Annotated in this window: 8 protein-coding genes; all 8 read left to right on the top strand. The window is 52.9% G+C overall.

The features are described 5' to 3' along the window. The first annotated feature begins 23 nt into the window (after positions 1-23). The 8 genes from ACYVH9_RS26925 (at position 24) to ACYVH9_RS26890 (ending at position 15,543) form a co-directional block, all read left to right on the top strand. A complete protein-coding gene (locus ACYVH9_RS26925) occupies positions 24-1,988 on the top strand; it encodes a hypothetical protein (protein WP_460639535.1) in 1,965 nt (654 codons plus the stop codon). Between the two features lie 384 nt (positions 1,989-2,372). After that, positions 2,373-3,032, top strand: coding sequence for a sigma-70 family RNA polymerase sigma factor (locus ACYVH9_RS26920; RefSeq protein WP_460639534.1), 660 nt, complete (start codon positions 2,373-2,375; stop codon positions 3,030-3,032). A gap of 72 nt (positions 3,033-3,104) precedes the next feature. Further along, complete coding sequence (locus ACYVH9_RS26915) at positions 3,105-4,127, top strand: FecR family protein (RefSeq protein WP_460639533.1); 1,023 nt, start codon at positions 3,105-3,107, stop codon at positions 4,125-4,127. A 48-nt stretch (positions 4,128-4,175) separates the two neighbouring features. Further along, complete coding sequence (locus ACYVH9_RS26910) at positions 4,176-7,706, top strand: SusC/RagA family TonB-linked outer membrane protein (RefSeq protein ID WP_460639532.1); 3,531 nt, start codon at positions 4,176-4,178, stop codon at positions 7,704-7,706. Positions 7,707-7,733: 27 nt separating this feature from the next. Further along, a complete protein-coding gene (locus ACYVH9_RS26905) occupies positions 7,734-9,524 on the top strand; it encodes a RagB/SusD family nutrient uptake outer membrane protein (RefSeq protein WP_460639531.1) in 1,791 nt (596 codons plus the stop codon). 18 nt (positions 9,525-9,542) lie between these two features. Further along, positions 9,543-11,423, top strand: coding sequence for a glycoside hydrolase family 127 protein (locus ACYVH9_RS26900; protein WP_460639530.1), 1,881 nt, complete (start codon positions 9,543-9,545; stop codon positions 11,421-11,423). A 62-nt stretch (positions 11,424-11,485) separates the two neighbouring features. Beyond that, complete coding sequence (locus tag ACYVH9_RS26895) at positions 11,486-14,563, top strand: PVC-type heme-binding CxxCH protein (protein WP_460639529.1); 3,078 nt, start codon at positions 11,486-11,488, stop codon at positions 14,561-14,563. 44 nt (positions 14,564-14,607) lie between these two features. Further along, on the top strand, positions 14,608-15,543 hold the full coding sequence (locus ACYVH9_RS26890; protein WP_460639528.1) for a ThuA domain-containing protein: 936 nt from the start codon (positions 14,608-14,610) through the stop codon (positions 15,541-15,543). Positions 15,544-15,553 lie beyond the last annotated feature (10 nt).

Below are 15,553 nucleotides of genomic sequence, written 5' to 3'. Positions count from 1 at the left end.
CATGCACCCAAAAACGGATCACTATGTTAACCTCTACGGCTTCTCATCGGCCCTGGCAGCCCTCAGTCGGCAAACTTATTAACACCCAAATTGATCGGCCAGCGCTCAAGTACGGTTTTGTAGGGCTGCTGTTGTTGCTCACCTTTCCGTACCTGGATTTTGTGCATACACCCACCGAAGGCATCGATAATTCGTGGCGCATTGCCCTGGAGTTGATTCATCAAAAAGGGCTGATCTGGGGGCAGGACGTTATTTTTACCTACGGGCCGCTTGGGCGTTGGTTGCAGCGCTACACCATCATTACGTCACCGGCGGAGCTTTTACTGGTTGACCTGTTCTTTGCCCTTAATGTGGCCTGCCTTTTGTATAGTTTCCTGCCCAACCCGCTTAAGCTTTGGCACTTACCCGTATACTTCCTCATTTGGGCCATTGTCAACGGCATGTGGGGCGAATGGATTCATTTTACCTGGTTTTATATTGTCATTTACTGGGGAATCCGGCTGGTTTTCCAACCTGCTCCAAACCGCGGGTTACTTATTTACTTAACGGTTGTGTGTACCATCAATTTTTATCTAAAGGTTAATTTTGGACTGATTGCCATTGGCTATTTAGGGGTTTTGGTAGGGTACCTTTTTTGGGACAACCGACTGACGACAGGGCAATTGCTGGAAATTCTTGGGCTACAGATTCTGTTGGTGGTGCTGGGAGCGTACTGGCTTCGTACGGATTTGATCCGGTATGTTACTTCAAGTGTCCATGTGATTACGGGTTACAATGAATCACAGGCTATATTCCCCCACAACAGGTTACGAATAGTCGCTTTCTCGTATGCCTCTTTTCTGTTGCAAGTGTTCTTGGCCCTGGTTTACGTTGTAAAACGGGTTGCAGGCCGTCAGAAACTAGACCGGCAACACCGCAACACCATCTTCGCCTTGTTCTGGGCGCTGACGATTTCCTTTATCGTTCTTAAGTATGCGTTCACCCGGGCCGATGATGGCCATCTGACGGCTTTTGTCAAGCAATCCAGTCTGGTGTTGATCCTGCTGGCGGTGTGTGTTCAGGAAGAACGGCTCCGAAAAGCCGTTTTTGGCTTACTGCTTTTAAATTGCGGTAGTTACCTCATTTTATATGTCCCTCTCTTTGGAAAAATACCCGCGAATCATGCAATGATCTTTCCCCACAAAATACAGCTGGTCATGCATTACTTTCAGATGGCCGCCCATCAAACGTATCCTGATCCTCAACCAACGATCCCACCTTCAATTCGGCAAAAAATCGGGCGGCAGACGACCGATGTCATTCCCAATGATATCGCCGAAGTTTATTTTAATGGATTGAATTACAACCCGCGCCCAACACTTCAGTCTTACCAATCGTATACTAGCTTTCTGGATCACAAAAACCGGGAGAAGTACCTGTCCTCCACGGCGCCAGACTGGGTTATCTATCGCTACGAATCCATCGACGGGAAATATCCTCTGGCGGATGAAACCCAAACCCTTCTGGCTATTTTGCAGCGATACCATGTTGATGATCAGTCTGATAAGCGGCTTTTCCTGAAGAAGAACTCTCAAACGAAGGCGTTGACACTAATCAGCCAACAAACCGTTCAACTCCGAATGGGCGAAAAGTTACAAGTGCAGGGCCCCGACTCGCTGCTGCATGTCCTTTACGCAAAAACGCATTACACATTCTGCGGTAAAATGCTGGGAGTTCTTTTTCAGCCGCCCCAGCTTACCATGACCCTTGAGGCTGAAAACCACACGGCGGTGCAGTACCGCGCTATACCGCTTTTACTGGAGAAAGGACTTCTGATCAATTCCCGGGTTGATGACCTGAACGATGCCCGCGAATTTCTTACCACACAACGTGTCAGGAACAAACGCCTGACGGGCCTTCGCTTTCACCAGGCGAATTGGGACCCAATCGGGTTTGAACCTGTCATGGAAGTTACTATTCAGTCCTACCAGAGTCAGACACCCCATTGATGGGCCTTGCTAAAGGCTGAACGTTATCCTCTTCTTGCACAGAAAATGATTTTCACCCCTTGAGCTCCTGCCGGGCTGCTCAAGGGGTGAAAACGTTTCCAGGGGGTGAGCGCTTTTTAGCCCGCATAAGCTGCTGTGCTAAGTTCAGGGTGTAATTTCACGTGTTCTGGCGCTCCATGCCGTTGTTGGGAACGACAAAAGCTCCCTATTTTCCACCACCTCACAGCTACCGAGCGAAACGCACCCTTTTGGGGGCGTTTGTCGGCCCTGTTAAGACAGTATTAAATTTTTTTGAAGTTTATTTAGGTGTTTTTTTTCGCTTCAATTGTCTTGTAGATAGAGGAAAGATAGGTGGTCTGATTGTCTAATTTTGAATGAGCTCAAATGGAGAATGCCGCAGAATTAAAGGGGCGTAAAAAACTGGAGGTGCTGTGTGCCCACCTGGACCAACATTGGGACAATACCGTGCGCATTCTGGACGCTGAACAATTGATCCGAAAAGCGTTCGATACGGATAAAAATCAGGGGATAGAGCTGCTGTTTCGCTGGTATTACCGCCCGCTTTGCAGCCATGCGGTCCGGTATGTTTCCTCCAAGGAAATCGCAGAAGACATCGTATCAGACGTTTTTTTTCAGTTCCATTTCGGAGAGCTGTATCAAACCGTCACCACCTCGTTTCGAGCGTATCTTTTTACGGCCGTGCGTTACCGGGCCTTTAATTATGTGAAGGCCGAAATGAAACACAACACGACCATTGAGTACGCCGAAAATGTATCGATTGAACACCATCAGTACCCGGATCAGATCACGCAGTTCGAAGATCTGTACCACGATGTAGAGAACGCCATCAATGCGTTACCCCTGAAACGCCGTAAGATTTACGTCATGCACCGATTCGAGGGAAAACGGTACCAGGACATCGCCAATGAACTCAATCTGTCGTTGCGCACGGTGGAGGCTCAGGTGTATATGGCGTTGCACCAGGTTAGAAAGTTGCTGAAAGACAAATGGTTACTGGTTATTCTTCTCGCCCTGTTCAAATAGGAACCGCATCATGAATACAATCCTTAATAGAGGTGTCTTGCTGGCTGGCCGGCGCCCAAAAAGTAGCAAACAATGAAACCAGAAATCAGTAAAGAAATGGTTTTCAATTATTTCGAAGGAAGAGCGACGGTTTTTCAAAAAGAAATGATTGAAGGGTGGGTAAACGAATCGGTCAATTTCGAGCAGTTTTTCGTGTGGCTTCAGGAGTGGGAAAATAACAACCTGCAATACATGACCGACGTCGATGCCGGGATTGACCGACACTGGGAACGAATCAATACCCAGACTACCCTTCTGGATAACAGGGTGGAAGAGCCCCAGAATGCGCCGAGACGATTTCGACAGGTGTTGTTTACCCGAAAAACCTGGCTGGTGGCTGCCACCGTCTCGGCGATTTTAGTGGCTGCGGCCGGGCTTTTCAACGACCGCATCAGGTATAAAACGTACACCACCGATTTTGGCGAAATTCGTCGGATTGAATTGACGGACGGCAGCAAAGTCATACTCAATGCGAATTCCTCGCTTCGGGTGCCGCGCTTTGGTTTTGGAGCGGAGACCCGCGAAGTACACCTTTCGGGTGAAGCCAATTTTTCCGTCGAGCATACCGTGAACAACCAACGGTTTGTCGTAAAAACCGAGAAAAAATTTGAGGTAGAGGTCTTGGGAACGGAGTTTAACGTATATGCGAGACCGTTAGTTTCTGCCCGTGTGGTATTGAACAAGGGTAAAATTCAGCTGAACTATCAGAAAGATCGAGAACGCAAAAAGTTGATGATGCAGCCCGGCGATCTGGTTACGGTGCATGCCAACGGGCGGGCGGAGCAACAGAAGACGACGAATCCCCAGAAGTACTCGGCCTGGAAACTACACCGGTTTGTGTTTGAAAAGACCGCCTTGAGTGAGATCTGCCTGCTTTTTAAGGAAAATTTCGGCTTGACCGTTTCGATCCCGGATAAGGAGCTGGCCAAGCTAACGGTTTCGGGCTCTTTTACGGCTTTGAATGCCGAAGAATTACTGGATATCCTGACCCTTGACATTAATCTGAAGTACACCAAATTAGAGGATGGTTCCGTCGTAATCCGGGCGTCTCCGTAACGTAATCTTCCTCAAGGCTATTCCTAAACGACTAAACCCTAAGCTTTTATGAAAAAAACAGTACAAGCCGTTCTGCTATGGCTTCTGATTGGCTGGCATTGCGAGTCGGGATTCGCCCAACTCCTGGCGAGTACACCCAGAACAACCGTTCAGCTACCGGGAAAGCCTGTAATGAAAAATCTGAAAGATGTTTTGGCGGACTACAAAAATCATTACCGGGTGGATATTTTGTATTTCGACCACCTGGTAGAGGGTCACGTCATTGCTTCCGACGAGGTTACGTACGAAAACCGCATTGAGCGAAGTCTGGAACATTTGCTCAAGCCATTTGGCTTGGGTTACCGAAAAACCAGAAACGGGGGGTATGTGGTAATTCAAAAAGTGGAAGTACCCAAATCGGGCAGGAGTCAGGGATTGTACGACAACGGTTCGTTTCACGAAACGCTGAAAGCCAGGCATTTGAACAGCTCCCCTTTTGTGCCCTCTCTAAAACTTCCCGACAATAACAGGATCGACCGGGCGATCAAAGGGAAAGTCAGCGACCAGAACGGGGGCAGTCTGCCGGGCGTGAATGTAGTGGTGAAGGGAACGTCGACCGGTACGGTGACCGACGGAAATGGCAATTATTCACTCACGGTGCCGGATAATGCCTTGCTGGTGTTCTCATTCATCGGGTACGTCAGCCGAGAAATTGCGGTCGCCAACGTTCAATCGACCCTGAACATAACGTTAACCGCCGATGTGCAGACCCTGAGCGAAGTAGTCGTGACGGGGTATTCGACGGAACGCAAAAAAGACATTACGGGCTCAGTGGCCATCGTTGATACCAAATCGTTGAAATCCATTCCGGCGGGTTCGGCGGTACAAGCCTTACAGGGACAGGCCGCCGGGGTGAATGTGATCAGTTCGGGCTCCCCGGGGGCCGGAAGCAATGTATTTATCCGGGGCATCAGTTCGTTTGGAAATACCCGTCCACTGGTCATTGTGGACGGTATTCAGGCCGAACTCAACGACATTAGCGCCGATGATATTGAGTCCATGCAGGTGTTGAAAGACGCTGGTGCTGCGGCCATCTATGGGGTTCGCGGTTCCAACGGGGTGATTATCGTAACCACCAAAAAAGGAAAATCAGGACAGCCCACCTTTACCTATGAAACATACTACGGTGTACAACAACCTTTACCGGGGAACCCCTTTGATTTATTGTCTTCGCAAGAGTACGCCCGGTTGAGCAAACAGGTGAACCCCAACAGCGTGCTGTTTGCCAACGGCTTGCCCGATTTTTTGTACAACGGCCCGGCCGGATCGGGCGTGGCGCGGGCGGGCGATCCGGCGGTCGACCCTTCCCGCTACAACCTGGACCTGACCAATCCTACCCGAAACTACCTGATTCAGGAAGTGAACAAAACGGGAACCGACTGGTTTCACGCCATTTTTAAGCCTGCCGCCATGACCAATCATAACCTGACGGCGAGTGGCGGTACCGAAAAATCCAGTTACCTCTTTACGCTCGGTTACTTCAACCAGCAGGGTACGCTGATTGAAACCTACCTGAAACGCTATTCTGCCCGGATCAATACCGAGTATAAACTCCGTCCCAATATCCGGGTGGGTGAAAACGCCTATGTTTTTTACAAGCAAAACCCGCAGATTAATAACCAGAACACGTTCAACGCCATTTCGGGCGCTATGGTGATGCTGCCCATTATTCCGGTTCGGGATATTCGGGGCAACTACGGTGGCACCTGGGCGGGCCCGGAACTGGGGAGCTGGGGAAACCCCGTGGCAGCCCAGGAAAATACCCGGAATAACCGCAACAATACTTGGTCGGTGGTCGGAAATGTATACGCCGAAGTCGACCTGTTCAAGCACCTGACGGCGCGAACCAGTTTTGGCGGCAACTTCACCAACGGCTATTACCACACCTTTACCCCTACGCCGTATTTCAACCGGGAAGGATACAGTAACCCGAATTCCTTCTCCGAAAATGCCTGGTACGAAAGCAATTCCATGTGGACCAACATCCTGACGTACAAAAACCAGTTTGCCAAACATTCGCTTTCGGTGTTGGCGGGTTCCGAAGCGATCCGGCGCTACGGGCGGGCGCTGGGCGGTAGCCGAACCGGTTTTTTCGCTACTAATTACGATTACCTCGTTCTGACGAATGGGACCGGTACCATTACCAACACGAGTGGGGCTTACGAAAACACCCTGTTTTCGCTGTTTGGCCGGCTGGATTATTCGTACGACGGCAAATACCTGCTGGGGGCAACCGTCCGGCGCGACGGTTCGTCCAAATTCGGAAAAGAAAGCCGTTACGGGGTGTTTCCGTCGGTCAGCCTGGGCTGGCGGATCAGTCAGGAAGCGTTTATGAAGCAGATTTCCTGGGTGAGTGATGTAAAAATCCGGGCCAGTTACGGGGTTCTGGGGTCTGAAGCCAACGTTGACCCGTCCAATGCCTACACGCTATTCGGGCAGGATCTGAAAAAATCATATTACGACATTGCCGGGACCAGCAACAGTGCGCAGCAAGGCTTTTATCAGATTGTCAACGGTAACTCCCGAACCGGTTGGGAGCGGAACAAAATTACCAACATTGGCCTGGACGTTAGCCTGTTCCGGTCACGCCTGGATTTCTCCGTGGAATATTACAAGAAGGCCGTTGACGGATTGCTGTTTCACCAGCCAGTTCCGGCCACCACGGGAGAGGCTAACCCGCCGGTGATCAACATCGGGGATATTCAGAACACCGGTTTTGACATTGCTGCCGGCTACCGGGGCCGGTTTGGCAACGGGTTGCAATACAACGCCAATGCCAATGTAACGACCTACAAAAATGAGGTTATGTCGATTCCGGCCCCCGGTTATTTCGATGCCTCTTACCACGTTCGTAATCAAGTCGGTATGCCGGTCAGTTCGTTCTTTGGGTACGAGGTGATGGGCTTGTTTAACAGTGCTGACGAGGTCGCAGCGGCTCCTACGCAGGAAGGCGCAGCACCGGGGCGGTTCCGCTACCGGGATGTCGATGGTGATGGGGCTATTACGCCCAATGACCGGACCTTTTTTGGTAATCCGAATCCTAAATTTACCTACGGTTTAAACCTGGGTTTGGAGTTCCGCGGGTTTGATCTGGCCGCCAATTTCTACGGCTCGCAGGGCAACGATGTCCTCAATGCAACCCGAATGACCACCGACTTCTTTTCGACGACAGTCAATAACAAAAGCAACCGGCTACTCAATGCCTGGACGCCCGAAAATACGAATACGACGATTCCTAAACTTGAATCACAACCTTCTTTCAGTACCACCACCGTTGTCAACTCCTACATCCTGGAAGATGGCTCGTACCTGCGGCTGCGATCGCTTATTCTGGGCTATACCCTCAGCCCGGCCCTGCTGAAGAGAATTGGGCTGACCAAACTACGGGTGTATACGCAGGCGGCCAACCTGTTCACCATTACCAACTACACGGGACTTGATCCGGAGCTGATGGGAAGCAGCGCAGCATTTGGCGTCGATTACGGCAATTACCCCAACAACCAGCGGAATTTTATTCTGGGACTCAATCTGGCATTCTAGACCCATTGGCTTTCAAAACCGAAGGACATGAAAAGAGCGTATCATAAAATTGTAGTGGCAGCCTGCCTGCTTTCCCTGGTGTCGATCAACGCCTGTCGAGACAGCTACCTGGATGTGGAGCCCAAGGGGAACCTGAATGAAACGGCGCTGGCTACCAAAGCCGGGGTGAATGGTCTGCTCATCGGCGCTTATTCACTGCTGGATGGAGTTGGCGGGCCAGGGACGTTTTTCCTGACTGGGGTGGCCAACGCCATTGTTGGCAGCATGGCAGCTGATGACTCACACAAGGGCGGAACCTACGGTGCCCAGCAGGACATTAATCTGATTGAAAACCACTCCCTGGACCCTTCGAATGGAATTATTAACGAAAAGTGGCGGGTGTATTACGCGGGCATTCAGCGAGCGAACGATGCGCTGCGTGTGCTGGCGAAAGTTCCGGCGGGTGAACTGACCCCGCAGGAAATCACTCAAATCCGTGCCGAGGCCATCTTTGTCCGGGCCGTTCAGCACCTGGAAGCCGCCAAAATGTGGCGAAATGTGCCGTACCTGGATGAGTCCGTTTCGTTTGCCAACAACAACTATTACGTCGACAATTCCACATCGGTATGGCCTAAAATCGAAGCGGATTTTAAATATGCCGCTGATAATCTGACGCCGACCAAGAGCGAAGTCGGGCGGGCCAACAGCTGGGCGGCCAAAGCGTTTCTGGCCAAAACATACCTGTTTCAGCGAAAATTTGCCGAAGCCAAACCGTTGCTAAAAGAGATCATCGATAACGGGGTAACGGCTTCGGGTAAAAAATACGCCCTGGTTCCGCTTTTTGCCGATACCTGGCTGGCGTCGGCCAAAAACAACTCCGAATCGGTTTTTGCGGTACAGTCCTCGGTCAACGACGGGGCCGTTGGCTACAATGGCAATGCCGGAGAAGCGCTTAATACGCCCACCATCCGCAATGGTGGTACCAATCAACCTTCGTTTTCCCTGGTCAACGCGTACAAAACGGATTCGGCTACGGGACTACCGCTGTTGGAAACGTTCAACAATACGAACATGAAAAACGACATGGGCCTGACCGTGACCGAACCGTTTACACCGTATACCGGAACCGTCGATCCGCGGCTGGACCATACCGTTGGCCGGCGTGGCATTCCGTACCTCGATTGGGGCTTGCACGGGCGGCAGTGGATTATTGCCCAGAACGAAGGAGGGCCGTTCAGTGCCAAGAAAACCTGGTTCAGAAAGGCCGATCTGGCCAAATATTCCGAATTGATCGACGGCTGGGCCGACGCCACTGCCAACAATTATACCATGATTCGCTTTGCCGATGTGTTGCTGTGGGCCGCTGAAGTAGAAGTAGAGATCGGAAGCCTGGCCGAAGCCGAACGACTCGTAAACCTCGTCCGGGCGCGGGCCGCCAACCGCGAAGGATGGGTGAAAACGTATGTCGACAACAGCGACCCGTCCAAAGGTTTTACCAGCACGCCAGCCGCCAATTACAAGATTGGCTTGTATACCGGGCAATTTGCGGCCAAAGGAAAGGAGTTCGCCCGCGAATCGGTACGGTTTGAACGCCGGTTGGAACTGGCGATGGAGGGGCACCGGTTCTTTGATCTCCAGCGCTACGACAATGGTACGGGTTACATGGCGGATGTGCTCAATGCGTACATCAAACACGAGACGACCACCTACGATTACCAGATTCTGAAAGGAGCCCGCTTTGTGAAGGGGAAACACGAACTGTATCCCATCCCCTTGGCGCAGATTGACCTAAGTATGCAGAATGGGCAGCCAACTCTGAAACAGAATCCCAATTACTAAACCGTTGGAACGAGTACAATGAAAAATAGAATTTGGCGCCTGTGGGTGGGCGTGGTGGCATGGCTGGCTCCCATCGCTGGATGGGCCCAGGGGTATGCCATTCAGCCCGTACCGTTTACATCCGTTAGCATCCGGGATCAATTCTGGGCGCCCCGGCTGAAAAGCCACGCCCAGACGACCCTGCGAATCTGCATCGCTCAGATGCGGGATTCGACCCAGCGCATCGCCAATTTTGAACGGGCTGCAGGTTTAAAATCCGGTGGACACCAGGGTATCTTCTTCGATGATTCGGATGTTTACAAGGCGATGGAGGGGATGGCCTACTCCCTGCAACACAACCGCGACCCGGAGATTGAAGCGGTGATGGATCACTGGACGAGCCTCATTGCCAAAGCCCAGCAGCCCGACGGCTATATCAACACCTATTTTACACTGGATCACCCGCAGGATGAGTGGGGCGACTCAGGACGCTGGACCGACGTGGGGCGGCACGAAATGTACTGCGGAGGGCACCTCATTGAAGCGGGCGTCGCCTATTTTAAAGCAACGGGCAAACGGGCCCTGCTGGACGTGGGAATCCGGTTTGCCGACCACTGGCTCGCTATCTTCGGGCCCGGCAAACGGCACTGGGTGGAGGGTCACCAGGAACCGGAACTGGCGCTGGTTAAGCTTTACCACGTTACCAATGATGAGCGGTATTTGAATTTTGCGCACTGGCTGCTGGAAGAACGGGGGCATGGCCACGAAAAAGGACCCATGTGGGATGCCAACCCCAATGCCAGACGGGACATTCAAACCGAAGTGCCGGTTAAGGACCTGGCCGATATCAAAGGCCATGCGGTGCGGGCTACTTACATGTTTACCGGCATGGCGGATGTGCTGGCCAACACCCGGGATAAAACTTACCTGCCCGCCCTGTTGCGGGTCTGGGATGATGTGGTGTTGCGGAACATGTACATCACGGGCGGCATTGGGTCATCGGCTACCAACGAAGGATTTGTGGAAGACTATGATCTACCCAACAAAACCGCCTACAGCGAAACCTGTGCTTCCGTAGGCATGGTGTTGTGGAACAGCCGGATGAACCTGTTGTCTGGTGATGGTAAGTACGCCGATGTCATGGAACGGTCGATGTACAATGCGGTGCTGGCAGGAGTATCCCTCGCGGGAAACCGATTTTTCTACGTCAATCCGCTGGAATCTGACGGAGCGCACCACCGCCAAAGCTGGTTCGGCTGCGCGTGCTGCCCGAGCAACATATCCCGGTTTCTGCCATCAGTCGGTAATTATGTTTACGCTCAGAAAGACCGGGAGTTATTGGTTAACTTATACGTAGCCAGTGAAACGCACCTGCAACTGGGAACAACGCCGGTAGTCATCACGCAGGAAACGGCCTACCCCTGGGAAGGCCGCATCAAGCTGGCGGTCAAACCGGAAACCGCCGTGGATGGCGTGATCAAACTCCGGATTCCGGGCTGGTGCAAGTCGTATTCTGTGCAGGTAAACGGCCGGAAAATGGAACCCAAAAAGTTGGACACAGGCTACTGGACGCTGGACCGGACCTGGAAGAAAGGGGATGTGGTCACGTTGGATCTGGATATGCCCGTGGAAGTGGTTGCGGCTGACCCACGCGTCAAGGCCAATGTTGGAAAGCGTGCTATTCAGCGCGGCCCCATTGTCTACTGCCTGGAGCAGATCGACAACCCAGGCGTGGACCTGAATACCCTGAAAATTTCGGCCAAAAACCGCTACCGTATCGCGGAAAGCGATGGGATGCTCCAGGGAATGAAAGTGTTGCAGACGACCGTAGCGAGCCAGCCACTGACGTACGTGCCCTATTACGCCTGGGACAATCGGGCGGCCGGAAAAATGCGGGTCTGGGTCGATTATACCAACTGAAACTGGACGGCGATTTCCCGTGAATTCATCACTCAACTAGACCCTTAACCTCGAAAACCCAAATGAACCCTTTCAGTACCCGTTCATTTACCCAAACCAAACTGGTTGTGTTTGTTTTCTCGGCTGTCGTGTTTTTGACAGCCGGGAATTCAACCCATGTCCCGCAGCCCGTTTCCCAAACCCGGTTCGATACGCTGCTGACGGAAGACCAGAAACGCTTGCCCCAAAATGCCCTGAAAGGGCTCTCCGTGGCATCGGGTCTCACCGTACAGTTGATGGCAACCGAACCAACGCTTAAAAATCCTACGAACATTGACATCGATGCGCGCGGACGCATCTGGGTAACCGAAGCCCACAACTACCGCTCCGCTATCAATGGAAATCCGGCCAATCCCGCAGGAGACCGGATTCTGATTCTGGAAGACCGGGATGGCGACGGGCGGACGGAAATCAGCAAGGTGTTTTACCAGGGGCCGGAAATCAACGCGCCGATGGGCGTTTGCGTCCTCGGCAATCGGGTGTTGATTGCCCAAAGTCCCTACGTCTGGGCGTTTTACGACGACAACGGCGATGACAAGGCCGATCGCAAAGAAGTTCTTTTTCAGGGAATTGGCGGGGAGCAGCACGATCACGGCATGCACACCTTTACCACTGGACCGGACGGTAAACTCTATTTTAATTTCGGAAACGAAGGCAAAACCCTAAAAGACAAAAACGGAAACGTGGTGCGCGATCAGGACGGCGACGAAATTGGTCCGAAGAAATACCGGCAGGGGATGGTTTTCCGCTGTAACCTGGATGGCTCGCAGGTAGAGTGCCTGGGGCATAATTTCCGAAATAACTACGAAGTGGCCGTGGATAGCTACGGCACGATGTGGCAAAGCGACAACGACGATGACGGCAACCGGGGTGTGCGCATCAACTACGTCATGGAATACGGCAACTATGGCTACACCGACGAAATGACCGGCATGGGCTGGCCTGCCAACCGCACCAACCGGGAAGATTCCATTCCGTTGCGGCACTGGCACCAGAACGATCCGGGCGTAGTTCCCAACCTGTTACAAACGGGGTCAGGCTCGCCGACGGGCCTGATCGTGTACGAAGGAGCTTTATTGCCGGAACCGTTTCGCAACCAGATGATTCACTGCGAACCGGGGCACAATGTGGTCCGCTCATACCCGGTCGAAAAACAGGGGGCAGGCTACCGGGCCACCCTCGTCAATATCCTGAAAGGCGAAAACGACCAGTGGTTTCGCCCGGCCGATGTGTGCGCAGCACCCGACGGGTCGCTGATCGTCGCTGACTGGTACGATCCGGGTGTGGGAGGGCATGGTGCCGGTGACCAGCAGAAAGGCCGTCTGTACCGCATTGCCCCTGCAAACGTGCCTTACCGGATGCCCGCGCTTGATTTTTCCACGCCTGCCGGGGCCCTGATCGCCTTGGAAAATCCGAACAAAGCCGTTCAGTTCCAGGCCCGGGAAGCTTTGCAGCGCTTTGGAAAACAAGCTGTTGCCGGTCTTGAAAAACGCTGGAAATCAGCAGAGAATCCGCGGATGCGGGCCCGGGCGTTTTGGGTGCTTGCGAAACGGCCGGGTGGAGACAAATACATTGATCAGGCCATTCGGGACAAAAATCCGGATATTCGAATCTGCGGTTTGCGGGCAGCCCGGCAGCTCCAGATGCGCACCATCGCCGTGGTGGGTCGGCTGGTCAATGATCCGGACCCACAGGTGCGCCGGGAATGCGCCCTGGCCCTTCGGCATAATCCGTCGCCGGAAGCCGCCAAACTTTGGGCTGCGCTGGCCAATCAGTACGACGCCCGCGATCGCTGGTACCTGGAAGCGCTCGGCATTGGGGCAGACCGGCAGTGGGATCGGTTCTTCGAAGCCTATGAGCAATTGCAACCCAAGCCCATGCAAACGCCAGCGGGGCGGGATCTGATCTGGCGGGCCCGCTCCGAAAAAACGTTGCCCCTGCTGGCCAGGCTGGCCACGGATGCGTCGGTGGATTGGAAAAGCCGTCAGCGGTATTTTCGGGCGTTTGATTTCAACACGGGCCCGGTGAAGTCAAAGCTTCTGTTGCAAATGCTGGCCGACAACACCGCCCGCGATCAGGCGTTGACCATTCTGGTTCTGCACCACCTGGACGTTGACGATGTAACCCGGTCGGCGGTGGCGAAAAAGGCCCTGAGCGAAGTGTTGAAATCGGTATACGGCACGGGTACGTACATCGAACTGGTGCGGCAATACCAGCAAGTAAGCGAAAAACCGCAATTGATGCGGCTCATCCTGGAGCGCTCCAACGAAGACATTGCGGTGGAAGCGGTTCGGCTGTACCTGGCTTATGATGGTGAGCAGGAACTGCGCGGCATGATTGCTGGCCAGGATGCCGATAAAATCGATCATTTGCTTTCGGCGCTGGGGCGTGTTGGCTATACGCAGTCCATCGATATGATCCAGACAGTTTTGTTATCGGAGGCTTACAGCAAACCGCTGCGCTTGAAAGCCGCCGACCGGCTCGGGAAAAGTTTTGGGGGGGAAGATCGGGTGCTGGAATTACTACAAGCTAAAAAAGTGCCGACGGAATTGATTCCAACGCTGGTTGAAGGCCTGAAAGGCGGTATGCGAACCATCATGCACCTGAAAGCATCAGCGTTTCTGCCCGGCGCTGCCACTACGGAAAGCGAAGACGGCGCGTTTGATCCGCGCGCGGTTTTGGCCCTTAAGGGAGATGGAAGGAAAGGAAAAGGTGTATTTCAGACCAACTGCGCGGTTTGCCACCAGGTCAGAAATGAAGGCGTAAATTTTGGCCCAAAACTGACAGAAATCGGTTCTAAATTACCCAAAGAAGGCTTGCTGGAGGCCATCATGAATCCCTCGGCCGGCATTAGTTTTGGCTACGAAACCTGGGAGTTAAAACTCAAAAATGGATCGACCCTCATGGGCCTGATCACGGGGAAAACCGAAGCCGAAATCGACTTCAAATTCCCCGGAGGGGCAACGCAGAAAATAAAAACGAAAGACGTCAAATCCCTGACTAAACTGCCGGAGTCGCTGATGCCCGCCCTGCACGAGGCCATGAATAAACAGGACCTGGCCAACCTGATCGAATACCTTTCAGGGCTGACCAAAAGCTGACTTCCGAGAAGGAGTTCGTTCAACCAATTAAACGATAGCTACTTATGCGTCACCTTATCATAATCACAGGACTGTGTGTCGCTTTCCTGATCGCGTCCTTTCAATCTCCTACTGATCCGGGGAGGGCACCGAAACGTCAGAAATTGTCCGAGAAAAAAATTGTATTCATTGCGGGCGTCGACAGCCACGGTCGGGGGGACCATGAACACTCGGGAGGCAGCCGGTTGCTCGCCAAAATGCTCAATGAACACGCCAAAGGTTTCAAAGCCGTTGTAGTAACCAACGGATGGCCTGCCGATGCTTCGATTCTGAACGATGCCGACGCCATTGTCACCTATTGCGACGGTGCTGAGCGTCACGTCCTGTACGATCATCTGGAGGAAACAGACAAATTAATGAAAAAAGGGGTCGGTCTGGTGAATCTACATTACGCCGTTGAGGTGCCTAAAGGCCGGGCAGGTAACGCCTTTCTCAATTGGGTGGGTGGTTATTTTGAGCTATGGTATTCCGTCAATCCGGTTTGGACGGCACGAATCGAAGCGCTGCCCAAACACCCGATTACCAACGGGGTAAAACCGTTCGAGTTGCTCGATGAGTGGTATTACCACATGCGGTTTGTGGATGGCATGAAAAACGTTACGCCCATTTTGCGCCTGCTTCCACCCGCGTCTACGCTGGAACGCGGGGACGGTCAGCACTCCAACAACGAACACGTGCGCCGGGATGTGCTGGAACGCAAAGAACCCCAGACGCTGGCCTGGGCGTACGAACGACCCGGCGGTGGTCGGGGCTTTGGCTTCACGGGCGGCCATATTCACAACAACTGGAAACACGACGATTACCGGATGCTGGTGCTGAACGCCATCGTCTGGGCGGCCAACGGCAAAGTCCCGAAAGGGGGGATTACAACCCCCACGCCCTCCCAGGCCGAACTGGATTCTTATTTAAGACCGCTGGAGCAACCACAGGCTGGTAAATGAGCAGACGAAA

It is taken from the genome of Larkinella harenae (genome assembly GCF_054780515.1).
The sequence above is the reverse complement of the archived record's forward strand: the minus strand, read 5'-3'. Positions and strand labels throughout refer to the sequence as shown.